Source organism: Flavobacterium sp. F52 (genome assembly GCF_000278705.1).
GTDB lineage: Bacteria > Bacteroidota > Bacteroidia > Flavobacteriales > Flavobacteriaceae > Flavobacterium > Flavobacterium anhuiense.
Window position 1 is genome coordinate 455892 of sequence record NZ_AKZQ01000026.1, and the last position, 23296, is coordinate 479187.

20 protein-coding genes are annotated in these 23296 nt (G+C 34.2%); 5 read left to right on the forward strand and 15 right to left on the reverse strand.

All coding sequences use genetic code 11. The annotated features are described in order from the left end of the window. Positions 1 to 125: 125 nt before the first annotated feature. Positions 126 to 833, reverse strand: coding sequence for an ABC transporter ATP-binding protein (locus tag FF52_RS13475; protein WP_008466269.1), 708 nt, complete (start codon positions 831 to 833; stop codon positions 126 to 128). A gap of 145 nt (positions 834 to 978) precedes the next feature. Continuing rightward, positions 979 to 2223, reverse strand: a complete 1245-nt coding sequence (locus FF52_RS13480) for an efflux RND transporter periplasmic adaptor subunit (RefSeq protein WP_008466270.1) — start codon at positions 2221 to 2223, stop codon at positions 979 to 981. A gap of 160 nt (positions 2224 to 2383) precedes the next feature. Between FF52_RS13480 and FF52_RS13485 the strand changes: the two genes are divergently transcribed. Together FF52_RS13485 and FF52_RS13490 are read left to right on the forward strand one after the other, a co-directional pair. Next, complete coding sequence (locus tag FF52_RS13485; RefSeq protein WP_008466271.1) at positions 2384 to 3733, forward strand: sigma-54-dependent transcriptional regulator; 1350 nt, start codon at positions 2384 to 2386, stop codon at positions 3731 to 3733. 138 nt (positions 3734 to 3871) lie between these two features. Beyond that, positions 3872 to 5197 (forward strand): sensor histidine kinase, encoded by a 1326-nt coding sequence (locus FF52_RS13490; RefSeq protein WP_008466272.1) that lies wholly within the window; start codon positions 3872 to 3874, stop codon positions 5195 to 5197. Positions 5198 to 5384: 187 nt separating this feature from the next. On the opposite strand, the gene FF52_RS13495 is transcribed toward FF52_RS13490, so the two are convergent. The 5 genes from FF52_RS13495 to FF52_RS13515 form a co-directional block, all read right to left on the reverse strand. Then, positions 5385 to 5711 (reverse strand): MGMT family protein, encoded by a 327-nt coding sequence (locus FF52_RS13495; protein ID WP_008466273.1) that lies wholly within the window; start codon positions 5709 to 5711, stop codon positions 5385 to 5387. Between the two features lie 77 nt (positions 5712 to 5788). Continuing rightward, positions 5789 to 6427, reverse strand: a complete 639-nt coding sequence (locus FF52_RS13500) for a lysine transporter LysE (protein ID WP_008466275.1) — start codon at positions 6425 to 6427, stop codon at positions 5789 to 5791. Positions 6428 to 6469: 42 nt separating this feature from the next. Continuing rightward, a complete protein-coding gene (gene trmB / locus FF52_RS13505; protein ID WP_008466277.1) occupies positions 6470 to 7147 on the reverse strand; it encodes a tRNA (guanosine(46)-N7)-methyltransferase TrmB in 678 nt (225 codons plus the stop codon). Positions 7148 to 7287: 140 nt separating this feature from the next. Then, positions 7288 to 8670 (reverse strand): ammonium transporter, encoded by a 1383-nt coding sequence (locus FF52_RS13510; protein WP_035691526.1) that lies wholly within the window; start codon positions 8668 to 8670, stop codon positions 7288 to 7290. A gap of 263 nt (positions 8671 to 8933) precedes the next feature. After that, complete coding sequence (locus tag FF52_RS13515) at positions 8934 to 9422, reverse strand: nuclear transport factor 2 family protein (RefSeq protein ID WP_008466280.1); 489 nt, start codon at positions 9420 to 9422, stop codon at positions 8934 to 8936. Positions 9423 to 9654: 232 nt separating this feature from the next. Between FF52_RS13515 and FF52_RS13520 the strand changes: the two genes are divergently transcribed. Next, the gene (locus FF52_RS13520) at positions 9655 to 10314 is read left to right on the forward strand and encodes a hypothetical protein (protein ID WP_008466282.1); all 660 of its coding nucleotides are present in this window, start codon (positions 9655 to 9657) and stop codon (positions 10312 to 10314) included. Between the two features lie 222 nt (positions 10315 to 10536). On the opposite strand, the gene FF52_RS13525 is transcribed toward FF52_RS13520, so the two are convergent. After that, positions 10537 to 10851, reverse strand: a complete 315-nt coding sequence (locus FF52_RS13525; protein ID WP_008466283.1) for an HPF/RaiA family ribosome-associated protein — start codon at positions 10849 to 10851, stop codon at positions 10537 to 10539. Positions 10852 to 11194: 343 nt separating this feature from the next. Between FF52_RS13525 and FF52_RS13530 the strand changes: the two genes are divergently transcribed. Continuing rightward, complete coding sequence (locus tag FF52_RS13530; protein WP_008466285.1) at positions 11195 to 11428, forward strand: hypothetical protein; 234 nt, start codon at positions 11195 to 11197, stop codon at positions 11426 to 11428. Between the two features lie 64 nt (positions 11429 to 11492). On the opposite strand, the gene FF52_RS13535 is transcribed toward FF52_RS13530, so the two are convergent. The 3 genes from FF52_RS13535 to FF52_RS13545 form a co-directional block, all read right to left on the reverse strand. Further along, positions 11493 to 13853 carry a DUF2357 domain-containing protein gene (locus FF52_RS13535; RefSeq protein WP_008466286.1) on the reverse strand — a complete coding sequence of 787 codons (2361 nt, stop codon included), beginning with the start codon at positions 13851 to 13853 and terminating at the stop codon, positions 11493 to 11495. A gap of 6 nt (positions 13854 to 13859) precedes the next feature. Next, positions 13860 to 15386, reverse strand: coding sequence for an McrB family protein (locus FF52_RS13540; protein ID WP_008466287.1), 1527 nt, complete (start codon positions 15384 to 15386; stop codon positions 13860 to 13862). Positions 15387 to 15518: 132 nt separating this feature from the next. Beyond that, entirely contained in the window at positions 15519 to 17990 is a 2472-nt protein-coding gene (locus tag FF52_RS13545; RefSeq protein ID WP_008466288.1) for an AsmA-like C-terminal region-containing protein, read from the reverse strand. Between the two features lie 232 nt (positions 17991 to 18222). On the opposite strand from FF52_RS13545, the gene trxA reads away from it, so the two are divergent. Then, a complete protein-coding gene (gene trxA / locus FF52_RS13550; protein WP_008466289.1) occupies positions 18223 to 18540 on the forward strand; it encodes a thioredoxin in 318 nt (105 codons plus the stop codon). Between the two features lie 228 nt (positions 18541 to 18768). Here the strand turns inward: trxA and FF52_RS13555 are convergent, their stop codons facing one another. The 4 genes from FF52_RS13555 to FF52_RS13570 are packed head-to-tail and all read right to left on the reverse strand — an operon-like array spanning position 18769 to position 23159. Continuing rightward, on the reverse strand, positions 18769 to 19992 hold the full coding sequence (locus tag FF52_RS13555; RefSeq protein ID WP_008466290.1) for a hypothetical protein: 1224 nt from the start codon (positions 19990 to 19992) through the stop codon (positions 18769 to 18771). Positions 19993 to 20042: 50 nt separating this feature from the next. Then, complete coding sequence (locus tag FF52_RS13560; RefSeq protein ID WP_237718548.1) at positions 20043 to 22250, reverse strand: TonB-dependent receptor; 2208 nt, start codon at positions 22248 to 22250, stop codon at positions 20043 to 20045. A gap of 10 nt (positions 22251 to 22260) precedes the next feature. Then, the gene (locus FF52_RS13565) at positions 22261 to 22731 is read right to left on the reverse strand and encodes a DUF4625 domain-containing protein (RefSeq protein WP_008466292.1); all 471 of its coding nucleotides are present in this window, start codon (positions 22729 to 22731) and stop codon (positions 22261 to 22263) included. Continuing rightward, positions 22728 to 23159, reverse strand: coding sequence for a DUF4625 domain-containing protein (locus tag FF52_RS13570; protein ID WP_157498601.1), 432 nt, complete (start codon positions 23157 to 23159; stop codon positions 22728 to 22730). Before FF52_RS13570 ends, FF52_RS13565 begins: the two co-directional genes overlap by 4 nt. Positions 23160 to 23296 lie beyond the last annotated feature (137 nt).

A 23296-nucleotide genomic window follows, 5' to 3' on the forward strand; every position in this document is an offset into this window, starting at 1 on the left:
GTATATTTTATAGTTGATATGGCAGTTTTTTTGAAACCTTTCGGTCTTAAATCATAGTAAATATTTTGCACACTAATTCTACCAGAACTACAAGTGCAGTAACAATAATTTTAATCATCACTTTATTATTTAGCGTCCATAAAAACATCAACATTACGTTGATTTAACTTTTCAGAAAATATAACTCCGTCTTTCATATGAATGGTTCTCTGCGAAAAAGAAGCATCATAATCAGAGTGGGTAACCATCAAAATAGTAGCACCTTTAGCATGTAAATCGGTTAAAAGTTCCATTACCTCATTACCATTTTTACTGTCTAAGTTTCCTGTTGGCTCATCGGCCAAAATAATTTTAGGGTCATTTACCAAAGCTCTTGCAACGGCAACTCTCTGCTGCTGACCTCCAGAAAGCTGTTGCGGAAAATGTTTCAAACGGTGAGAGATATTTAATTTTTCAGCAATAGCTTCAATTTTCTGTTTTCTTTCAGAAGCTTTTACATTGTTATAAAGCAAAGGCAGTTCGATATTATCGTAAACAGAAAGTTCATCGATTAGGTTGAAATTTTGAAAAATGAAACCAATGTTTTCTTTTCTCACCTGCGCTCTTCCTTTTTCTTTCAGACCAATCATTTCTTGATCTAGTAATTTGTAGCTTCCGCCACTAGCGCCGTCAAGAAGACCGATTATGTTTAATAAAGTCGATTTTCCACAGCCCGAAGGTCCCATGATAGTTAGAAAATCACCTTTTTTTATTTCTAAATTGATACCGCTCAAAGCAGCAGTTTCTATTTCTTCTGTTCTAAAAACTTTGGTTAAATTCTGAATTGTGATCATAATTTTTTAAGGTTTTGAAATGTTATTAAAATCGTTTTTTGATTGATGATTGAAATGATGATTGTTTTATTTGTTTTTTTGTTGTTTCAAGTTTCAAGTTTCATGTTTTTTCGTTGCGTTACCTTGAAACCTGAAACCAAATAAACTATTCTTTATTTAGAGAAAGCTCTTCAATATCTTTATAATCGGTATAAGAAGAAGTGACTACAGATTCGCCTTCTTTTAAGCCTTCTAAAACTTCGTAGTAAGAAGGATTCTCGCGTCCTAATTTGATATTTCTTCTTACGGCTTTATTTCCGTTTACTACAAAAATCCATTTTCCGGCTGCTTCCTGATTAAAAGCGCCTCTCGGAATAACTAAAGTTTTGTTCTTTTCAGATAAAATCAATTTTACGCCAAAGCTAAGTCCGTCCTGAAGCACAATATTTTCTTTCGATGCAAAAGCCAATTCTACGGTAAATCTTCCGCCTTTAACCTCAGGAATCACTTTAGTTACGATAACTTCAAGATTTTTGCCTTTAAATTCTACTTGGCCTTTTAATCCTTCTCTAAGTTTTTCCAAATAAAATTCGTCAACTTCGGCAGTCAATTTGTATCCTTTATTAGAATCAATTTTTCCGATACTTGCGCCTGCCTGAAAAGTCTTCCCTAGAACAGGTTCAAAAGAAGTCAGTCGACCTGTTTCTGGCGCTGTGATTAAAAAGTTCTTTTTGTTATTTCTAAGAATATCCAAACTCTTTTCCATAGTCTGGATCGAACGGTTTATTTGAGAAATCTGAACCTGATTGCTTTGTTTTTCTTTTTGAATGCTCTGCTGAATTGTTTTTTTGCGTTCTTCTTGAAAACGAAGGCTTTCTTTAAAGGTGTTCCAGTCATTTTTAGAAATTACATCCTTGTCGTACAGCTTTGCATTCATGTCGTACAATCTTTTGGCATCGTTGTAATCATGTTCAATTAAAACTAAATCTTTGTTTAAGTTTAATTCCTGATTTCGGATGTTTAATTTCCCCGTATTCAAATTGTTGATTTGCTCAATAATAGCAGTTTCCTGAGTCAGATAATTCAATTCTGTGTTCGGATTATACAAACGAGCCAGAGATTGTCCTTTGGTAACCATTGCGCCATTTTCTACAAAAATCTCTTTTACAGAACCGCCTTCGGTAACGTTTACCAGCATCACATTCAAAGGTTCTACTTTTGCTTGAAAAACTACGAAATCTTCAAAAAAGGCTTTTTCCGCTTTTTGAATTACCAATTCGTCTGCTTTTACATTTAAAGTTCTTTTGGTGTTAAAAGCGAAAACCGAGATGGTAAGCAAAACTAAAAAAACAGCAATTGCTATTGCGAGATATCTAAATTTTTTATTTTTACGAGGAATTATCGTGTCCATTTTTTTAAATATTTTACTGATAATCAATAGGTAAATACTGTGCCATAGAATTTATTATTTGTAAAGTATTGATTTTAAAGAGGCTTCAGAAAACACTTCAAAAAAGCAGTGTCCGATAATGAACAGTTGACCGTTCGTAAGCGGACAGAAAAAAGACCACATGAGAAAAAAACTAGCCCAAATATTAGTTGTCGACGATCAGGAAGAAATTCTTTTTTCTGCAAAAATGATTCTTAAAAAGCATTTCGAAACCATTTTTACAACCAATAGTCCCAAAAAAATCATTTCAATTTTAAGCGAAAATGACATAAATGTGGTGTTGCTGGATATGAATTACCGAATTGGTTTTGAAGACGGGCGCGAAGGAATTCATTGGCTAAAAGAAATCAAAACACTTTCTCCGCAGACTATTGTGATTTTAATGACGGCTTTTGGAAAAATTGAAACTGCTGTAGAAGGCATTAAAATTGGCGCTTTTGATTATGTTCTAAAGCCTTGGAACAACGAAAAGCTGTTAGAAGTTATTGATAAAGCGGTTACTGAAAGCAGAAAAAACAGTAAAAAAACAGCTGAAAAGGTAGAAAAAACTGAAAAGAAATACTTTGTTGGAACTTCGGCAAAAATAAAGCAAGCGTATTCTATCGCCGAAAAAGTAGCTCGAACAGATGCCAATGTTTTGATTTTAGGTGAAAATGGAACAGGAAAATATGTTTTTGCAGAATTTATCCATCAGCATTCTGAAAGAAGAAACCAGCCTTTTGTGCATGTAGATCTGGGTTCGTTAAGTGACAATTTATTTGAAAGCGAACTTTTCGGTTACGCAAAAGGTGCTTTTACAGATGCTAAAATCGATACTCCAGGCCGTTTCGAGAATGCTTCAAACGGAACTATTTTTTTAGACGAAATTGGGAATATTCCGCTACATCTTCAAGCTAAATTATTGCATGTTTTGCAAACCAAAACCGTAACGCGTTTGGGCGAAAGCAAGCCAAGACCATTGAATGTTCGCGTGATCGCAGCTACAAACAGTGATATAAAAACTGAGGTAAAGAATAAAACGTTCCGTGAAGATTTATTGTACAGAATAAATACAATGGAAATAAATCTTCCGTCTCTTCGCGAAAGAAAAGATGACATTGTGCCAATGGCTAACTTTATTTTGGAACAGATTGCCGAAAAATACAATCAGGAAAACTGGCGTTTTGAAGATATTGCGGCATCATATCTGGAAAAATATCCATGGAAAGGAAATGTCCGCGAAATGGAAAACAAAATCGAACGCGCTTTGATTTTGGCTGAAAACAATACTATTTCTGTAATGGATTTGGATATTTTGGATTTTGAGGAAATTCAAGACAATGATGAAAATCCGTTATCGGAAATGGAAAAAGGTGCAATCGAAAAAGCATTGTTCAAACACAACGGAAACATCAGTAAAACTGCAGAAGAATTAGGATTGTCGCGTGCTGCGTTGTACAGAAGAATAGAAAAATACGATTTGAAGAATTAGAGAAAAAGAAGCAAGAGTCAAGATTTTTACTTTATCTTAAATTTTAGTTTCACGCAGATTTTGCAAATTTAGCAGATAAAAAAAACCTTTAATCTTTTTATCCCGATAGCTATCGGGAGTGGCAAACAAAAAAACTAAATGAAAAACTGGAAATTTTATAACGCGTTGTTCGTAAGAGTTGTGTTTGTCATGGCGCTCTTTCTTTGCAGTGCATTATTGTTTTATAAAGGATTTCGATTCAATGCATTGTTAGTTGGTGTTTTTGTTTTGATTTTCCTTTTCGAAATGTATTTTTTTGTCAAAAACCAATTGCTGTTTTATGATAAAACGATAAACTCAATTCTTCATGATGACTTTTCTGCCCATTTTCCAGAAGAGCATAAAAGAGATAATTTCAATAGTTTGTATCTGTTGTACGATACGCTAAAAACCCAGAGACAAGAACAGACTTCCAAAGAAATAATCTATCGTTCGATTTTGAACAGTATAGATACTGCTGCTTTAATTTTAGAGAAAGAAAACGATTCTTGGTCTATTTTTATAATGAATGACTGTTTTTCAAATCTCTTCAAAGTGCCAAAAGTAAGCCATTGGCAATACCTTAAAAACTATCTTCCGAGTTTATGCAATGAAATTGAAAAGGGCGGTTTTACAGAACTTAAAACTGCCATTTCGATCAAAATTGAAGATCAAGACCTTCAGACTTTTATGCTTCAGACTTCGCATACTCAAACGTATAATAAAGAATATTTTATCATTTTGCTAGATAGCATTCAGCGCGTGATCGAGAAAAAAGAAAAAGAAGCATGGATTAATTTAATGAAGATTATTTCGCATGAATTAATGAATTCTTTAACGCCGATTCGTGCGCTTTCGCAGAATTTGCTTCATATTGTAGATCAGGAAGAATTAGAAGAAGATGATTTTGAAGACATCAAAAGCAGTATTTCAACCATTATCAATAGAAGTGATCATTTGCAGTTTTTCGTGGAGAATTATCGTAAACTGGCAATGCTGCCAACGCCAAACAAGCAAATGACGCCAATTAATGCTTTATTTGAAGATTGTTTACGAATTATGAGTCCGATCTTGAAAGACGAAGGAATCGAATTGATAAATGAAATACACAGTTCACGTTCTATTATGATTGATAAAAATCAAATGGAGCAAGTGATTATCAATTTGATTACCAATAGTATTCATGCATTAAAAGAAAAAACAGAAAAGAAACTGCTGATTTCCAGCTATACTGAAAACAATCGCTTTTTTATTGTGATTGCCGATAATGGGAAAGGAGTAGATGCTGAGATTCGAGATAAAGTTTTTCTTCCGTTTTTTACGACTAGAAAAGATGGAGCGGGAATTGGATTAACGCTTTCTAAAAATATTATAGAAGCACATGGAGGTTATCTAAGCTATCAAACGGATGAAGATAAAACAAGTTTTGTGATTTGTTTAATCTAAAGTGGTTTAGCCACAAAGGGGCTAAGACGCAAAGATTTTTTTTGTTCCAGCAGATTTTGCAGATTCGGCAGATTTTGAATTTTAAAAAGAGAATCGGCTAGATCTGCAAAATCTGCGAGAGAAAAATAAAAATATAAATTCTTTCTTCTAAAATGAACTTATATCACTTATATGGTAAAAATGATTTTTACGATTCAACTTCCGGTTTCCAGAAATGCTTTTCAAAATCTACAATCTGATTGTTGACCACCTTGATTCCTTCGTTTTCTAAAAGCTGCTGCATTAAATTGGTTCCGTCAAAATGATGTTTTCCTGTTAATAGTCCTTTCTGGTTTACGACTCTATGAGCAGGAACATCGTCCATATTATGGCAGGCATTCATTGCCCAGCCCACCATTCTTGCCGAGCGGGCAGCACCTAAAGCTTTTGCAATAGCGCCATAAGAAGTAACTTTTCCAAATGGGATTTGTCTGACGATTACATAAACTCTTTCGAAAAAATTTTCTTCAGCCATTTTAAAATATTTTTACCATTACGATATGAAGTTAATAAAAACTTAATTATTCTTAATCTCTTAATGGTTAGGTTTATTTATCCGAAGTAGTAATTCAAGATATTAAAAAGTGTCGCAAGTGCAACCAATCCTGTGATAGTTCCGATAATGGTATTCATGTTTCGCATGAAATAATCGGTTTTCTTTTCTATTTTTCCAAAGAAAGCAATATAACTATATAAAATTGCAAAAGCTCCAAGAACCGAGCCTAATACAAAGGTTAAAATAATTGTATTTTCAAATACAAACAGATGATATGAAGCAAGTGTTACACTTATTACAACATAATACGGAATAGGAAAGAAGTTTAATCCCGAAAGCAGCATTCCGAGAAAGAAACTGCTTTTTTTGCTGGTTTTCTTTAGTTTCGTTTTTTTCTTTGCTATTGGATCTTTTGCAAAAAAGAAAAAATAAATGGTTAAGATCGAAAAAATGATAAAACCAGCTTCACGCAATAATATTACAACATCTGGGCGATTGTCTATCACACGAGCAAACAGTACCGCAATGTAAGCCTGAAAAAAAATAATTAAAACCGCACCAATTACAAACGACAAAGCATTCTTTTTTCCTTCTTTCATTTTTATTTTGGCAGCCGTCATATTGAGCAATCCTGGCGGAATAGTTCCAATGGCAGCGGCAATAAAGCCCGAAAGTAAAGGAGTAAGGTAGGTCATTTAGCTATTAAAATGGGTTAGATAAAGGTTTCAAAATTAAAGTTAGTCTTTAATTTTGAAACGAATATACGTAATTGCCTTATTAATTTCTAAATATTGTTTTTCGTAAAAAGTCTGGATAGAAGTCACAACTTCAGGGCTTCCTTCGTTTTTGTATACGTTATGGTTGGCATACAAAACCTCGTGACCTTCGCCATGAAGCAATCCAAGTGTATAACCGTGCATAAATTCGCTATCGGTTTTTAGGTTTACGACACCGTCTTTTTTCAAGATTTTTTTGTACAATTTCAAAAACTCAGAATTCGTCATTCTATGTTTGGTTCTTTTGTATTTGATTTGCGGATCTGGGAAAGTAATCCAGATTTCGTCAACTTCGCCTTCAGCAAAAATATGATTGATCAATTCGATTTGCGTGCGAACGAAAGCTACATTATGAAGACCGTTTTCTACAGCAGTTTTAGCACCACGCCAGAAACGAGCACCTTTAATGTCAATTCCGATAAAATTTTTGTCAGGATATCTTTCTGCTAATCCAACAGAATATTCTCCCTTTCCACATCCTAATTCTAAAACTAATGGATTATCATTTTTAAAGAAATCAGAATTCCATTTTCCTTTTAAAGGCATTAAATCGCCCACAACTTCTTCTCTGGTTGGTTGAAAAACGTTTTGAAATGTTTCGTTTTCTCTGAATCTTTTTAGTTTATTTTTACTTCCCACTTTTACAAAAATTTTTGGCAAAATTAAGGAATATAAACGAATGAAAATAGCGTAATTAGGTTTAAAAAGTTTTCCGCCACGAATTCACGAATTTTATTTTAAAAATAATTTGTGAATTCGTGGCGGAAAAAAAATATTTTTTAACCGTAATGAGGTTCTGTAATTGGTTTTAATTTTGGATCAAGAGATTCATCATGTTGAGATAAATCCAATCCGATGTGTTCTGATTCTTCTGAAACTCTCAGCGGAATAATGAAATTGGTTACTTTGAACAAGAAATAAGCTCCGAAGAAAGTAAAAATCGAAACTAAAACCAACGCCATCATGTGATGTCCGAAAACATTCCATCCGCCGTGAAGTAAGCTTGCATCTTCGCCGTGAGCGAAAATAGCAGTTAGAATCATTCCCATAATTCCGCCAACACCGTGACAAGCAAAAACGTCAAGCGTATCGTCGAATTTTTTAGAATATTTACAGTTTACAGCCGTGTTAGAAACCAATGCTGTAATGAAACCGAAGAACATACTTTCTGGCACCGAAACAAATCCTGCAGCAGGTGTAATGGCAACAAGACCCACAACAGCTCCAATACATGCTCCAAGAGCAGAAACTTTTCTTCCATTCATTCTATCAAAGAAAATCCAAGTTAACATGGCTGCAGCCGATGAAGTTGTCGTTGTAGCGAAAGCCATAGCAGCAGTTCCGTTGGCAGCAAGAGCAGATCCAGCGTTGAATCCGAACCAGCCGAACCAAAGCATTCCCGTTCCTAATAATACAAACGGAATATTGGTTGGAATATGCTGGCTGTTTTTTCTTTTTCCTAAAACAATAACTCCAGCCAAAGCAGCAAAACCAGAACTCATGTGTACCACAGTTCCTCCTGCAAAATCTTTAACACCAAAATAACTTCCTAAAACGCCTGTTGGATACCAAACCGCATGACATAAAGGAGCATATATAAAAATGGTAAATAAACTAATGAAAACTAAATAAGAGATAAAACGAACGCGTTCAGCAAATGAACCCGTAATAATGGCAGGGCAAATGATGGCAAATTTCATCTGAAACAAAGCAAAAAGCATAAACGGAATCGTATTGGCCAATTGTTTATGAGGTAGAACGCCAACATAATCCATAAAAGCAAAAGTGGTAGGATTACCAAAAAAGCTGTAAAAATGATCTCCAGAACCAAAACCAACCGGTTCTCCAAAAGCAAGACTAAATGCAACTACAACCCATAAAAGCGTAACGACACCTAGACAGATAAAACTTTGAAGCATGGTCGAAATAACGTTTTTCTTTCCTACCATTCCGCCATAGAAGAAAGACAATCCTGGTGTCATGATTAAAACCAGACAGCTCGAAGTAAGCATCCAGGCAACATCGGCAGGAACAATATGATCTGTAGTTCCAAATTCTGATAAAACATAATTATTTTCGGTTACTGTTGGCCAAAAAGCCCCTATCGTACATACGACGCTTATCATGATAAAGGAGATAATCCAGCGTTTTTCTATTTTCATTTTTAAAATACTTTGTTTAACCCTATTTTTTTTGGGGTCAAAGTTAGAAAAAAATAAAGATTCTTGTTTTAAAGGCTGTTAAAATAGAGGTGTGGGTTTTATTTTGATGAAATTTACAAAATACAGGTTCTTTTTTTGACAGTATCTTATTCTAAAGTTACAAAAAAGCACTGTTTTTGCCGAATTAATTAAAATTAATCTGCTAACAGCGCCTCTAATATGCTCAAAAAGTTATGTTTATAATAAGAAAACCGTAAAATGTTTTATTTTTTCTGAAGTTTTGCAATCAAAGCGTCTTCAATGGGCGCTTTTATTTTGGTTACGGCATCAACTTCGTCATTCGGAATCGTCATGGATAAAACATAATGCTGAATTTTCCATTCGTTCCCCACTTTGATTAAAACTCCAGAACCGCGACAGATTTTCATTTGCGTGTCTAGCAATTCGTCAAACCAAGCAATTTTTCCGCTTTTATCAAAAAAGATATGACGCTCTAAAGCTTTAAAATTCCACGTTGTTCCTTTATCGAAAAATGGTTTTGCCCAGATAGCAAATTCTTTTTTAGTCCAATTTTCAGTTGCATCAGTTCCGATGTAAATGGCGTCGTCTGCCAATACATTAAAGTAAGCATCATATTTTACCTCGCCCGCAGCTTTATGCCACGCGTCAAGAGTTTGATTGATTTTGTTTTTGTCGGTTTGTGCATTTGCAAAAGTTGCAGCGAATAAAAGAAGTAAAAGTATTTTTTTCATGAGATATATTATTTGACTTTAAAGGTATAATTTTTTTGAACCATATAAGTGATATAAGAAAACTAAAGAAAACTCAATTATTGCCACAAAGGCACCAAGGAGTAAAGTTTATTTTAAGATGCCTAATGACTATGTACCTTTGTACCTCATTAAATTATCATTAACAATATTCATGTCATTTAATCTCTCAAAAAACCACTATATTTGATTCATCAATACAAATACCCCAGTCATGAAGGCAAAATTACTTATAAGTTCACTCGCTGTAACTTCTCTATTGTTCGTTTCCTGTAAAAAGGAATTAGAACCGCAAGAAAGTACAGCAACTTCCGAATTAGTAAGATTAGGACTTGCAAAAGATACAACTAAACCTGCTGCGCCAGTGGTGCAAAATCCTGCAGCAAATCCAAATACAGTTTTAAGTGATACCAAAGGAATTAATCCTGCGCACGGACAGCCGGGCCACCGTTGCGATATTGCGGTTGGAGCGCCCTTAAATTCTGCGCCGACACAGCAAGTGCAGGCAACTCAGGGACAAACCGTACAGATAAATCCGAATCAGCAGAAAATGGTTACGACTACAACTGCAGCGCCAGTTAAAGTGGCAAAAGGAATGAATCCGCCACACGGACAACCAGGACATAGATGCGATATTCCTGTTGGCGCGCCTCTAAACTCGCCTAAAGCGACAACAACTCCGACAACCACAAATACGGCTCAAAGCGGAACAGTTACTCAAAATTTTACGGTTTCTCCGCCAGCATCAAACCCAGTTCCAGCGTTGTTAAGCACAGAAGGAAATGAGGCGACAGTTGCAGAAGGAATGAATCCGCCACACGGAAAACCAGGTCACCGTTGCGATATTGCAGTTGGAGCTCCTCTTCCTAAATAATAGAAAAGTGACAAAGGTGCAAAGTAGCAAAGGTTCTAAGTTTTTTCCTTTGTCACTTTGTCACTTTGCACCTTTGTCATTCTTTAAATATAAGTGATATAAGAGAATTTAAGATTTTCACACAAAAAAAAGCGAAGTACTAAAAGTGCTTCGCTTTTTTTGTGATATAAAGTTTTCCAGTAAACTTAAAATGAACTTATATCACTTATATGGTTTAAAATATTAATGTGCTTTTATTTTTTCGAAAGTCGTAGTCAACGATTTTTTTACTTTGGCCAATGCACCACTGAAAGCTTTTTCGAGTGTTTCGGCATGTTCTGTAACCGTAATTGGCTGTAGTTTTACAGGACGAACTTCAATCACACATTTTTTGTCATGCAAGCTAAACTTTTCCCCGTTTTCGTCTCCAAAGTGAACTTCTACACGAGTAATTTTATCTTGAAAACGATCTAAGCTTTTCTCTATTTCTCCAGAAAAATAGCTTTCTAATCTTGCACTTCCTTCAATGTTTTTGTCGGTGTTGATTTGTACTTTCATAACAAATAAAATTTAATGATTCATTCTCAAACTTATCCATTTTGGCGGAAAAAGGCAAGTGAGTTAAGGAAATATTATGAATTATCTGAAGATTTATTTTTTCAATTTTGTAATTTCGATTGGCAAAAAATATACTTATAGTATTTTAATTTAGAAATAAAGAAAAAACTTACAATTTGTTTTTCTTTTTCATATATTTGAAGTCCTAAACTTCAAGATTATGAACACAAAAAAATTCTTGCCCATGTGGTATGCTGACGTTATTGGAAACAACCGTAGCGCGTTCTTGAATGCGCAGGACAGCTAAGCCACATGGGTTTTTTTATTCCTAAAATTCAAGATTATGAGTACCAACACCCTTTCCAAAGAAACCGAATTGAGGTTAACTGAATTCTTCAACAATTCAATTGATTCCAAAAGTATGGCAAAAACCATTAGGCAAGTAAATTTTCTAATTGCTTTAAACGCCATACGAGAAGATGGATTTATGAAAACTGAAACCGTAAATATTGAAGATGGTTTCTTTTGGTTAAATGAATTAGCCGAAATTCTTGATCCTTATTTGGTGATTGAGTAAGAAATGAGAAAAAGCCACTGTAAAGTGGCTTTTTTGTTTTTGTCTTTTAAAAACTTAATTAAAATCATTTAATTTCTTTTGTCTTCATCAATTTAGTTAATGATACTGTAAAAGGCATTCCTACCTGTGTGTAAATATTTTTGTTTGTTTCTAGAATTTTTTTGTATTCATCTAATTCTTTAAAATTCCATCTAACATTTTCAAATTCTAAGTCAGTAACTTTTTCAATATCTACTTTTAAATAATGTTCTTTTAAGTTATTTGACTGTGGAAAATTGAGTTCTATAATTCTATCTTTTGAATAAACTTGCAGTCCGTTGCTTTTTATTTCATATAAATCGAAAGCCGTTTCTTGTCCATTTCTTCTTAACAAAAGGTATTTTGCATTTACCACTTCATTTGTTAACTCTAAGGAACCAATAGTATCATTCATCCTAAAAAAATATTTTTTATTTTCATTATACCAATCAAATCGCTTGGATGTTTTTGAGTATCCTACTAATACAAATGTTTCATCTGGTATTAATTTTGAGCCATTTAAATATTCAGGAATTGGTTCATGAAGTAAATTGCTATCTTCTTTACTAGTTTGAAGGATACTGCGTGCTTTATAATTAATATTTTCCCTTTGGGATGCTCTGTCTAGTAAGTGCTCAATAACCAAATCTATAAACTTAGATAATTCCGTGATGTCATTATTTTGTCCTGTTGGATTGATAGAAAAAGCACCCAAGCCGGGAATAATTTCGTGAAAACCTCGTATTTCCTTTTTTTCCGTTCCAGGATATAAAACATAAGCACCACCTGATCTTCTAATCGCATCTTTGTAAGCATGCATCTTTAACAAATCAGCATTTTTATATATTCCTTTCCTCTCGTTGTTTTCTTCTTGTTCTATTAAATCATTATCTGTAGAAGTTTGAATTTGGAATTGTGTTACTTTATATTTTGCATCAAAATGTATATGTACGATAAGATCTTGTCTCTCGGCTTCTTTTTCTTTTAATATTGCGGGCCAAACCGATAATGTATAATCTGGACGTAGCGTAGTTGTATAACTCCCCGCTTGCTCATCAGTATATTTTATGCCTCCTTTAAAAGAACGATTGTATGAAAATTTTACTTTTAACGCTCTGTTTTCTGTAATAAAATCACCGTATAAAGCAGTATGTTTTCCTTGTTTTACCATTACATTTAAACCGTCTTTGGTTGGTTCTATCAAATGGTTATAAGATTGCTCTTCGTGCTCAATATCTTTTATTTTGAATTTAGACTTGAATAAATCATACAGTGTAAAAAACAACCAATATTCGTATAAAGTAGCAATATCTCTTTTGCCAGCTTTATATACATCCTCGCCACCTTTCCAAATTAATTTGGCTGCTAAATCAAATTGCAACCATGTGCATAAAACTTCCCGATAACCACTTTTTCGCTGTAAAACAGGGCTATTTAATTTTAATGAGGTTGGTCTGGAAATATCCTTAAAAAAAGAGTGGCTTAAGTAACCATCAAGTTTTGTAACCAAATTTGATGCTTCTATATGTGGTCTTGAATATTTTTTATCCTTAAAGTATTGTTGACAATCTTCTGCAAATCTTAAAAAAACATCCAAAGCATGTTTTACAAATCGATTTTCAGATGTGTCTGTGTGTTCAACTTTTCTAAAGCTATTTATTTTGTTTGGGATCGATTGAATTCCTGCACGAAATAAAGGATGCGATGTTTGTAAAAGGATTCTATTTGAACCTGATGAAATTTGCTTAGTTGTAGCATTATCAAATCTTTTTACTTTACGAATATCAATTTCTTCTGCCTCAGTATTCCAATGGGTTTTTGGAGAAGTTATAATTTTTAATATCGCTTCTTCAAAATCTTTATTTTGAATGATAGAGTTAACAAAACTAAATCTTTGATAAATTGTTTCGTTATCTCTTGAAAAGTCTGTTTCAAAATTTTGCTCGATTGGAGAATTGATTTGCATTAAAAGTTCCGTACACTTATCCGTTATGTCTTTTAACATAAAACGGTAGTTTTCACGGTAGCTTTTATCGAGCTCGGTATCGAATTTAGTAGCTAAAACTTCAATAGTAATTTCAAATTCTTTGCCTTCCTGAATAGTATTGGAGACAAATAAAGTAAGTGTGCCGACGTAAATATTAGGAACAATTCTACCAATAGAATGTTCTCGTTTTGACTGTGACACTAAACCATCAATACTACAATTTAAACGATAATTTTTATCGGTAAAGGCATATTCATAACTATTACCTTCCAAGATTTGAAAGATGCTTTCTCCATTTTCATTTGCTTCCTCTTCTGAAATTTCAAAAAGTCTACCCATATTTTCAGGATAAATTTCTAAAAAATCAGTTTCATTAAAAAGAGTTAATGGTATTCGAATATGTTTCTTGATCTCTTCCATATTTCTTTATGCTTCAGCATAACTAGTAAAACCATTAGCTAATACATTTTTGTACATTCTAATTAGTTTTTCAAAAGAAATAGGATATTTTACAGAAATTCCTTCAAAGTTGTTTTTATGAAGATCATCAAATTTCTTTTCAAAATCTTCTATAGTTATATCCTCCAAACATAAGCTCGACAAAGCAATTAATACTTTTACCAACTTACTTCTAGAACCGTGTAATTTTGGCAACAATTTTTGCATAATTGCTATGTCTAAACAATCATTATCTTTAATCGTGGGCTCTAGGGTTTTTAATTTTGTTGCTAATTGTAAAATCTCAGTTGCAGCACGGTAACCAAATTCGGCACCAACTGGTTGTAATTGTTTAAAAAATAAAACCAACTCTTTTGCGATATTGTGATTTTCAACAATGTTATTTTGGAAAGCAATTGACAAAAAACTTTCTGCCATTGCAATTCCTTGACCTTTTAATTTTTGTAAATCTGGAATACTTGGACTCACTAGAAAGTTTTCTATTTCATCGTCTGTAATTCTAAATTCAATTACGTTTGCTCTGTCTAGTACTTTTGGACTGAACATATAGGTGGTTTCATCTATGTTAACCGTTCCAATAATAAATACATTTTTAGGCCAATATATTTCTAAAGGGATTTGTAAACCGTCTAAGCTTTGTCTTATGTCGCCAGTGTATAATTTGATGGTATCATTGGATTCCATGATACTCAAAAAGTCTGCAAAATAACGTTCTACATGACTAAGGTTCATTTCGTCTAAAATTAAGAAGAAAGGTTTGCTTTCATTTCCTTTTTTAATAGCTTCTAATAGTAAATGGATTACACCGCTATCAGGAGTTATATATTCTTTACTAACCAAACCATTTGGATATCCCAGTAGAGGTTCTCGATTAGTCCAATCTGCACCTACAGGAACAATTTTATATTGATTAATATCTTCACAAATCCATTGTGCAAAAGTTTGTGCTATTTTAGTTTTTCCAGAACCAGATAAACCACTAAGAATTACAAAAGGCTTAGAAGTTAATGAAGCTATAAAACGTAGGATTAATGAGGATGAAAAATTGAGTTTAGATTCTTGAGTTTTTTTATGGAATGCATCATATGATAATTCATTTCCAGAAATATTTGAAATTTCATTTTTATTCAATTTTAAATTTGAAATCTTTTTTAAATTACTTTCTTGCGAAATAAACTCTTGTAAAAACTTAATATAATTGTTCTTGCCTAAAACAGCTTTTGGAACACCTCTACTCGTGGCATAACTAAAAGTATTCCATTCATTGTTTTTTTGGTCACTTTTTAAAGAAATCAATTTTTCAATTTCGTTTACAGAATGCTCAGGATTCTTAGGGTCAATGTTAAATAAATACCCATCAAAATAATTTTCATTCCAAAAGTTCAAAACTTTTGTAGTAACTAATCCATCATAAGATTTTCTAAAATTAATTGGATTGTTAAACCATTCTACAAAAGAATCCTGAATAAAATTATCTGCTACTTCTAATGCCATTAAATATTTTATTTTTTAAATTTTAACGATGTATAAAACTTCTGGAAGAATAATTGCCAGAGAAGTGTAAATATAGTTTAACACATTAACTTTTTTAAAAAAAAGTAAGAATTTATTTTAAAGGAGACAAAATTACCCCTTATCCTTCTTCCCCCACTTAACCTTCATTTTTCCTTCATTATCATAGGCAATCAAATGCAGGACAATACCGCGCTCGCGAACGGCTTTTCGTTCTTCTTTGGTGGCGAGTTTGGCGTCGTTTTTAGAATTTCTTAGCGGAACGGTAAGCGCGAGATTGGTGCCTCGGCCGAAAGAATAAACACCTTCTGCATCAAGATTGAGAACGCTGGAACTTATGGTAAGTTTATTGACATCGACTTGTTCGCCACGAAGATTGAGCGAACCCGATAAATCGCTGAAAGTAATATTCTCGACATCGCGAAACGGAAAAGCAAATTTTCCGACTTTCATAATAGGCTCAAAATTGAGTAATGCGCCTTGGTTGACATTAAAATCGAGTTTTCCTTTCATAGAATTCATAATCAAATCGCCCGTGCTGCTCATTAAACCAGCTACGTTCGCATTGCTAGTTAATCGGCCTCGAATATTTTTCGGACTGAAAGATTTGATTCCGAAGTTGTTGAACGATCTTAAAAAGCTCGCAATATCAACTCGGTTTACCTGTGCGTTTGAAGTAAAAACGTAACGATTGCCGCTTGGCTCAACAGAACCGCTAAAGTTTATGCTTCCGCCAGAAGTATTTAATGTTCCGTTTTTAAGCAGAATCTTAGAATTTAGCATTTGCAGCGTTGCTTGTGTATGGGTTGCCGTAAGTGCGCCATACGTGATTTTATCGGCTTTAAGATTAATCACAGCGGTACATTTTTCGATAACCGATCTTAATTGATTTGTAAAATTGACATTTTGCTTAACTGGTTTTTTTACTGCCACTTTTTGTTTAGGCGAATTTTGTAAAACGCCCAAAAACTGTTTTACATCAATATTTGGACAATAGATATTCCAGTTTACCACCATTTTTTCGGGTGCGTCGTAATAAAGATTTAAGAAATTATCGATTTTTCCGTCAATACGAATAATGTTCTTTTTGTGTTTGTAGGCTATTTTTTTAATGTAAAGCGCTTCTTGCGTAAACGACAATTGTACTGCGGTTTTTTCTGCATGAATCCTTTTCGGAATATAATCGAATGTAGCATCAGCAATATCAACATCACCTGTGAATTTGGGTTTATTGATGTACAAATCGACAATATCAAACTGAAATTTCAAATTGGCTTTGGCATGACCGCTTTCAAAATGAAGAATTTTTTCATTCGTCATTCCGTTGAGTTTCGAAATGTCAAAATCGGCATTTACAACTCCGGTGGCAATTGGTTTTTCAAGATTATTAATTACGGCTTGCGCAATTTTTAACGGAATGCTTTCGTATTCGGCTTTAAAATGGGTGAGAATAATAGCGGAATTTGGATCGCTGGATTCCTTTTCGGGTTTAAAAGTATTCGTAAAAATTCCTTTAAAACTGCAATTGGTAAACAAACCGTCGGGAATCGTTAATTCGTTATCGCGAACATCTGCCTGAACCACAATTTTCGGATCGCCTTCAACATTCAAATCGCCTTTGATGTCGCAGTTTACCTTAATCGGTTTTTTGATATCAAATTGGTTAAGTTTCGAGCTAATGTTTGCCGATAATAAATTGGAAGCATTTCGCCATAAAATATCCGTTCCGATATTGATTCCGAATAGCGAATTGTTTTTTCCGATATTAAAGAAAGCGATGATGTCAAAAACATCAGAACCAATTTTAAGTCCTTTGGTTTTAATATCTATTTTCTGATTGGCTTCGGCATACGAAATATCAAAATTGCCTTCGAGAACTTTTTCTTTGGCAAAACTTCCGTGAACGGTATTAAAAGCGAGACTGTTAATTTTGGTTTTCAAAAACAAATTGGTCTGCCAGCTGTCATCTTCATAATTTACTTTCGATTCTAAACTCGCCACATCAAAATCAAACAATTTATGACCTAAATGATTGTCAATAATAACATGAACTTTGTTGAGGTTTACTTCATCAATCGTAGTTTCGGGCTTTTCTTTATCGGTTTGCGCTTTTTTCTTTTTGGGTTTAAAAATATTGGCATTAGAATAACCATTTTCAGCTTTGTAGATATAAATATCAGCGTCGTTGATTAAGATTTTATGAATATTGATTTCGTGTTTTAATAAACTCAAAATATTCAAACGCGCTTCAATTTCTTTTGCTCTCAGCAAAGTATGTTTGTGGCTTTTCCATTGATTATCTTTTATTTCGACATCATTTAGCGCCAATGTAAAGTTCGGGAAACCAGTTAGAAACTTATAATGAAAATCGCCAATATGAAATTTGCCATTTATATTCTCATTGATTTTGGTATTGACTTTGGCAATAATTTCGGCTTTGTTTCGGTTGAAATATATCGACAAACCTCCGCAGGCAAGTAGAAGAATCGCGATTAGGCCAAGAACAAAATATCCAAAGCGTTTGGCATATTTTTTAAAAGAATCAGATTGCAGAAAGGATTTTGTTTTGGATAAAGTTTCTTTCATGTTAATCGTATTTTTGGATATACTAAAGATACTAAAAAAATGCTAAAAAGTTTATTGGTTTGATTTTCAAGTAAATAAATTGTAAATTTAGCGTTATACAGTTTATAATTATTGACAATACATTTATAATGAAAACTAATTTAGTAATGGTGTTTGATTTATTTTAAATTTTTAAATTTGTACTGTAGTTTGAAAGTTAATATTTCAGACCTAATTTTAATCTTAATATATTATGGCATTAGCAATAACAGATGCTACTTTTGATGAAGTAGTTTTAAAATCAGATAAACCGGTAATGGTGGATTTTTGGGCAGCATGGTGTGGTCCTTGTAGAATGGTTGGTCCAATCATTGACCAATTAAGCGAAGAGTACGCTGGTAAAGTAGTTGTTGGTAAAGTAGATGTAGATGCTAACCAAGAATTTGCTGCAAAATATGGTGTGCGTAACATACCAACCGTTTTGGTGTTTCAAAATGGTGAAGTAGTAGGAAAACAAGTAGGAGTAGCTCCGAAACAAGCCTACGCAGATAGTTTAGACGCTTTATTGTAATCTTAGATTGCGATTAATATAAAAAAGGTCCGACGAAAGTTGGACCTTTTTTATGTGTTGAATTTTTTAAACACATAGAAACATAGATTTTATGCTCATAAAAGAGTTTAGAGAAAACTAGTTTTTACACATAGCTATGTGGTTTTAAATAAGTGAAACGTCTCTATACTCAAAGATAAGCTATGTTTCTATGTGTTAAAATAATTGCAATAGTTGTTCGAAAATTAATTAGTGACTGTGTGTTTCGCTGTTTTCATAACCCAAAACCGTAATCATATAAGGCGTACTAGAAACCTTAGTCTTTTTGATTTCCAATGTAGTAAGGTTTACTCGCACTAATTCTCCAGTGGTTGGCGAAGTAATGTAAGCAAAACGATCTGTAACTGCCATTTGAGGTTTTAATGTAGCATCTGTAGCTGTTTCTGCAGTTGCTTTAGTTTCTTTTACCGCTTGCAAACTGCTGATATCATAAAGTTTAAATTCTCCTGAATGCAATAAAACAGCCAGTTTTTTACGATCGTAGCTTGTTTTGCATTGCATAATGGTTGTGTTCTGAATAATTGGTTTTACAGTATTAGCCACAACATCAATTAAATATGCGCCTTTTGCAGCAGTATAACCAATGAATTTTCCAGCAGAAGCCGTTTCTAAAATAGTTCCGAACCAAGCCGTTCCAAAATCTTCTGGATGATTGATCAATTTTTGGTTTCCGTTACTTTCTACAACCAAAATTCCGCTTGACGAACCAAAAACAGCATAAACACCGTCTGAAGCATTTCCGTGAATTCCTTTTGTCTGTAATTTAGCATCAAAAATCGTTTTTCCGGTGTTGTCAATGATTTTTACTTTTTCAGGAAGCGTTCCTGTAACCGAATTATCTTTTACTGTAATCGCATAAGTTCCGTTTGTAAAAGTCGCCATTGCACCGTGATGCGCCAATAAACCTGCGTTTATCGTTTTGAATGTTGCGCCAGTTTTGTTCACATCGGCTTCTTTACCAACAGAAAGTGTTCCGTCTCCATCGTTAAAAGTCAGGATTTCGCCAATTTTACTTTTAAAATGCGTTGGTTTTAACGCACTTGTCGCTAAAATTCCAAATTTAGGCACATCATCAACATCAATATGATCGCCGTGCAATTCTAATCCGCTGTCGAAAGTTTCTACGAAATTATTGTCTCTGTGAACAATTCCCGCATAACGTCCAGATTCTGTTGTGTACAAAGAGGCTTTAGCAAACTTTGCCGTAAAAGAACTGATTTTATCTTCATGCGGGTCAAAAAGCGTTAGCTCCGTAGTTTTTTCGTCAGAAAGTAAAACTCGAACAAAAGTGTGTTCTTCAGAAGTGTCGTGATCATTATCGTGATCGTCGTGGTTGTCATCGTCGTTGCTGCACGAAACCGCAAAAAGCGAAACTGCAAATAAAAATAGTAGTTTGTAAAACTTGTTTTTCATTGTAATAAAGGATTTAAAATTTGTAAATAATTGAGTTTTGAATGGTTTGCTTATCGCGAAAAGGAAAACGGAATTTTTATAGAAACAATAATGTTTCGTCCCGCTTCCGGAAGTTCGATAAGTCGGTAAAAGCTGGTGTGATTTAAATATCTTGTATTGAATAAATTCTGGATCTGAATATTGATGGAAATGTCTTGTTTTCCTGTTTTAATTTTTGAGCCAAAAACCAAATTGAATACATGACTTTCAGCCGTTTTTTTCTCAGGCGGAACAATATTATTTTGCTGTGCCGTAAAACGATAATCAACAGAAAAATAAGGCTCTTTTAAAAAGCTGATTTGCGGTTCGTAATTCAATCCCAACAAAACAGAAGGCGGAGGCGAGAATGGAAGCGTATAGCCTTTTTTGCTTCCTGATTTTTGTTCCGAATAAAGATATTCTGCCGCAATTTCTGCGCTTAAAGATTTTAGGAAATAATAACGGGTTTGGAATTCTGCGCCGTAGCGTAAAACTTCACTCTGTTCATATTCAAAAACCTGATTTCCTGCTCCATAATAAATATCATGAGCTGAGGTTGGATTCAGATAAATGAAATTTGGAAAATAGTTCACAAATGGCGTCAGCTGAAAAGACCAGTTTTGCTGATTCCATTCGATTCCCAAATCCAATTGATATGAACGTTCGGCATCTAAATTCGGATTCCCTTTTTCGAATCTGAAATAATGATAATTTACGCCGTTTGAAGCCAGTTCTTTGGCAATTGGCATTCTAAAACTCGAACCTAAATTCGCTTTAAGCGAAAGATTTTCAAGATTATAATTGGCTCCAACTGACCACGTAAAGCTGTCAAAAGTTTTGGTTAAATCTTGAGAACGCTGCAAGTATTCCATTTGCGTCTGATTGTTTTCAGATACAGGACTTTGAAACCAGTCGTAATACGATTTCATTTTAATTTTTCCATAATCGTAACGAATAGCGCCGTGCAGAAACCATTTTTCGTTCAGTTCAATTTTGTCATAAACAAATGCGCCAGCGTTGAATTGTGTGAAAGCAGGAATCAAGAAACTCCATCCGCCAATGGTATTTTCCTGTCCAACAATATTGGTTCCAACCGTAATTTGATGGTTATTAATTCTGAATTCATCTTTAGCCGAAAATGACCAAACATCTTTATCGTATTGGCGTTCCAAATCTTGAGGAGCGTACATATCTTCAGGATAAATTGGTGGCATATAACCGTGATTTACGTAATGGCTATATTCTCTTCTAAAGTTATTTTGAAAACCAATCTGCGTCTCAAAAGCATGATTTCCCAATTGAAAAGAAGTCGTATTGCTAACCTTTAAATGATTGACTTGCTGATAGGGCATCAAAATATCACGGCTCGATTTGTCGTGCAGTTCCAGATCTACATTTCGAGGTTCGAGTCCATGCGCATTCGCGAAAAATCCGCTTTTGGTATGCACATTACTTAAATAGAAAACCGATTTAAAATGCTCGCCCGAATAACCTGTACTCAAATGAAAATCAAGTTCGCGTCCAGCCGTATTTCGCAAATGATTTTTGTACAGCGGAACGGCATAACTGTATACATGAACCACATCGGTTGGAACACGATAGTCGCCATAATCCATTGTGGTAACACGCGAATCAAAGAACCAGTTTTCGTTTCTTCCGAATAAATTAATAGAACTTCCAAATTGAGCATTATTGCTTTTTCCGGTAAGATCAACGCTTCCGCCAAAAGTATTTTGAGATGGAAGAGGCAAAGGTTTAATATTTATCGCACCTCCGACAGCATCAGATCCGTAAATAAATGAAGAAGGGCCTTTTATAATTTCTACCCGATTGACAGCATATTGATCGATTTCCAATCCGTGATCGGCGCCCCACTGCTGGCCTTCGTGTTTCAAGCCGTTTTCGACCACAATAACCTGATTGAAACTCAAACCTCGAATAAGCGGTTTCGAACCTCCAGAACCAATCGAAATAGTTTTAACGCCTGGCAATTTCTGCAAAGACTGCATCAAACTTCCGCCAAGATTGCGCTGAATAAAGCTATTGTTTACAGTTTCAACATTTAGCGATTCTTCTTTTTTGCGTTTCTGAACGGTATTATTGCTGATTAAAACTTCCTCTAACTCTTTAATTTCTGATTTTTTTTCCAAGGGCTGATTTTGAGAAAAAGCTTCGGCTGAAACCAATAAACCGATGAGTAAAAAACAATATTTCCAATACATGGATAGGGCATTCTTCATTAATCTGATCTTATAAAATTTTAATACTTAAGCCTTTCAGCGTTTGCCAGCCTTCTTTATCCGTCAAGCGAATCATAAAATGATAATCTCCAGGATCAACATCAGCAGGAATGGTGATTTGTGCTGTTGCTTCGTAACTTTTCATTCCGTTCGGAATAGTATAATTGTTAATGAAAAGCATAGGTTTTACAGGGCTTTTTACAGCTTCGGTTTCGCAGATATTAACTTCTGTACTATGCGTATGATGGTCGAAATTGTGATGAATATCAAGGCTGTAAGAACCCAAAGCCACATTATCATTAAAAGTGGCTTTGAAAGTAAAGGTCTTTCCGCGTTCAATCGTGCTGCATTGAATAGGAAAAGCATCTGCCCCAGTGATGTCAATCACAGGATATTCGGTGTCGATTTCGGCATTATCGCTTGAACAAGATGTTATAAAGGCAAGTGTCAAAACGCCTAAAAGAAGCTTTAAATTTTTCATATTTTTTGATTTACAATCGTTAGGTTTTTCTTCACTTCCAGCTTGCTTCCGTTTTGATCGTTTACGATAATGACGAAGTCGTATTTTCCTTCTGCGGCATCTTCTGGAATGTCAAAATGTTTGTGAACCGTTGCATTTTTTGCGCCCGCATATTGTGTCCAAGTAATTTCGTGTGACCAGACTTTTGAGTATGTTTCAGTGCTTCTCTGCACAATTTTTACCTGCACATTTTCGATTTTATCAGCGGCAGTCACTTCTGCATTAAAATGGAAATCTGCGCCAATAGTCGCTGTTTCGCTGTTGCTAAGACCCAATTCGATTTTGTCAATCTTAGGAATGGCTTGTTCTTGTTCCGAATCGTCGTTACTGCAGCTTGTAAACGCAGTTGCCACAAAGAGCAAAGCCAGAATGAGTTTTGTTGTTTTCATTTTTTCTGATTTGATTTTGATCATTTTATAAAGGGTATTTGGGTTACAAAAGAGTTTTAAATGTTCTAAGCTTTTATGGCTAAAGACATTAGGTTAAGATTTTTTCTTTGATTTAGTTCTCGCAAAGCCGCGAAGAC

Bases quoted from the DNA above. Each gene is read 5' to 3' on its own strand.
- FF52_RS13475 (WP_008466269.1), bottom strand. From the start codon at position 833: ATGATCACAATTCAGAATTTAACCAAAGTTTTTAGAACAGAAGAAATA.
- FF52_RS13480 (WP_008466270.1), bottom strand. From the start codon at position 2,223: ATGGACACGATAATTCCTCGTAAAAATAAAAAATTTAGATATCTCGCA.
- FF52_RS13485 (WP_008466271.1), top strand. From the start codon at position 2,384: ATGAGAAAAAAACTAGCCCAAATATTAGTTGTCGACGATCAGGAAGAA.
- FF52_RS13490 (WP_008466272.1), top strand. From the start codon at position 3,872: ATGAAAAACTGGAAATTTTATAACGCGTTGTTCGTAAGAGTTGTGTTT.
- FF52_RS13495 (WP_008466273.1), bottom strand. From the start codon at position 5,711: ATGGCTGAAGAAAATTTTTTCGAAAGAGTTTATGTAATCGTCAGACAA.
- FF52_RS13500 (WP_008466275.1), bottom strand. From the start codon at position 6,427: ATGACCTACCTTACTCCTTTACTTTCGGGCTTTATTGCCGCTGCCATT.
- FF52_RS13510 (WP_035691526.1), bottom strand. From the start codon at position 8,670: ATGAAAATAGAAAAACGCTGGATTATCTCCTTTATCATGATAAGCGTC.
- FF52_RS13515 (WP_008466280.1), bottom strand. From the start codon at position 9,422: ATGAAAAAAATACTTTTACTTCTTTTATTCGCTGCAACTTTTGCAAAT.
- FF52_RS13520 (WP_008466282.1), top strand. From the start codon at position 9,655: ATGAAGGCAAAATTACTTATAAGTTCACTCGCTGTAACTTCTCTATTG.
- FF52_RS13525 (WP_008466283.1), bottom strand. From the start codon at position 10,851: ATGAAAGTACAAATCAACACCGACAAAAACATTGAAGGAAGTGCAAGA.
- FF52_RS13530 (WP_008466285.1), top strand. From the start codon at position 11,195: ATGAGTACCAACACCCTTTCCAAAGAAACCGAATTGAGGTTAACTGAA.
- FF52_RS13535 (WP_008466286.1), bottom strand. From the start codon at position 13,853: ATGGAAGAGATCAAGAAACATATTCGAATACCATTAACTCTTTTTAAT.
- FF52_RS13540 (WP_008466287.1), bottom strand. From the start codon at position 15,386: ATGGCATTAGAAGTAGCAGATAATTTTATTCAGGATTCTTTTGTAGAA.
- FF52_RS13545 (WP_008466288.1), bottom strand. From the start codon at position 17,990: ATGAAAGAAACTTTATCCAAAACAAAATCCTTTCTGCAATCTGATTCT.
- trxA (WP_008466289.1), top strand. From the start codon at position 18,223: ATGGCATTAGCAATAACAGATGCTACTTTTGATGAAGTAGTTTTAAAA.
- FF52_RS13555 (WP_008466290.1), bottom strand. From the start codon at position 19,992: ATGAAAAACAAGTTTTACAAACTACTATTTTTATTTGCAGTTTCGCTT.
- FF52_RS13560 (WP_237718548.1), bottom strand. From the start codon at position 22,250: ATGAAGAATGCCCTATCCATGTATTGGAAATATTGTTTTTTACTCATC.
- FF52_RS13565 (WP_008466292.1), bottom strand. From the start codon at position 22,731: ATGAAAAATTTAAAGCTTCTTTTAGGCGTTTTGACACTTGCCTTTATA.
- FF52_RS13570 (WP_157498601.1), bottom strand. From the start codon at position 23,159: ATGAAAACAACAAAACTCATTCTGGCTTTGCTCTTTGTGGCAACTGCG.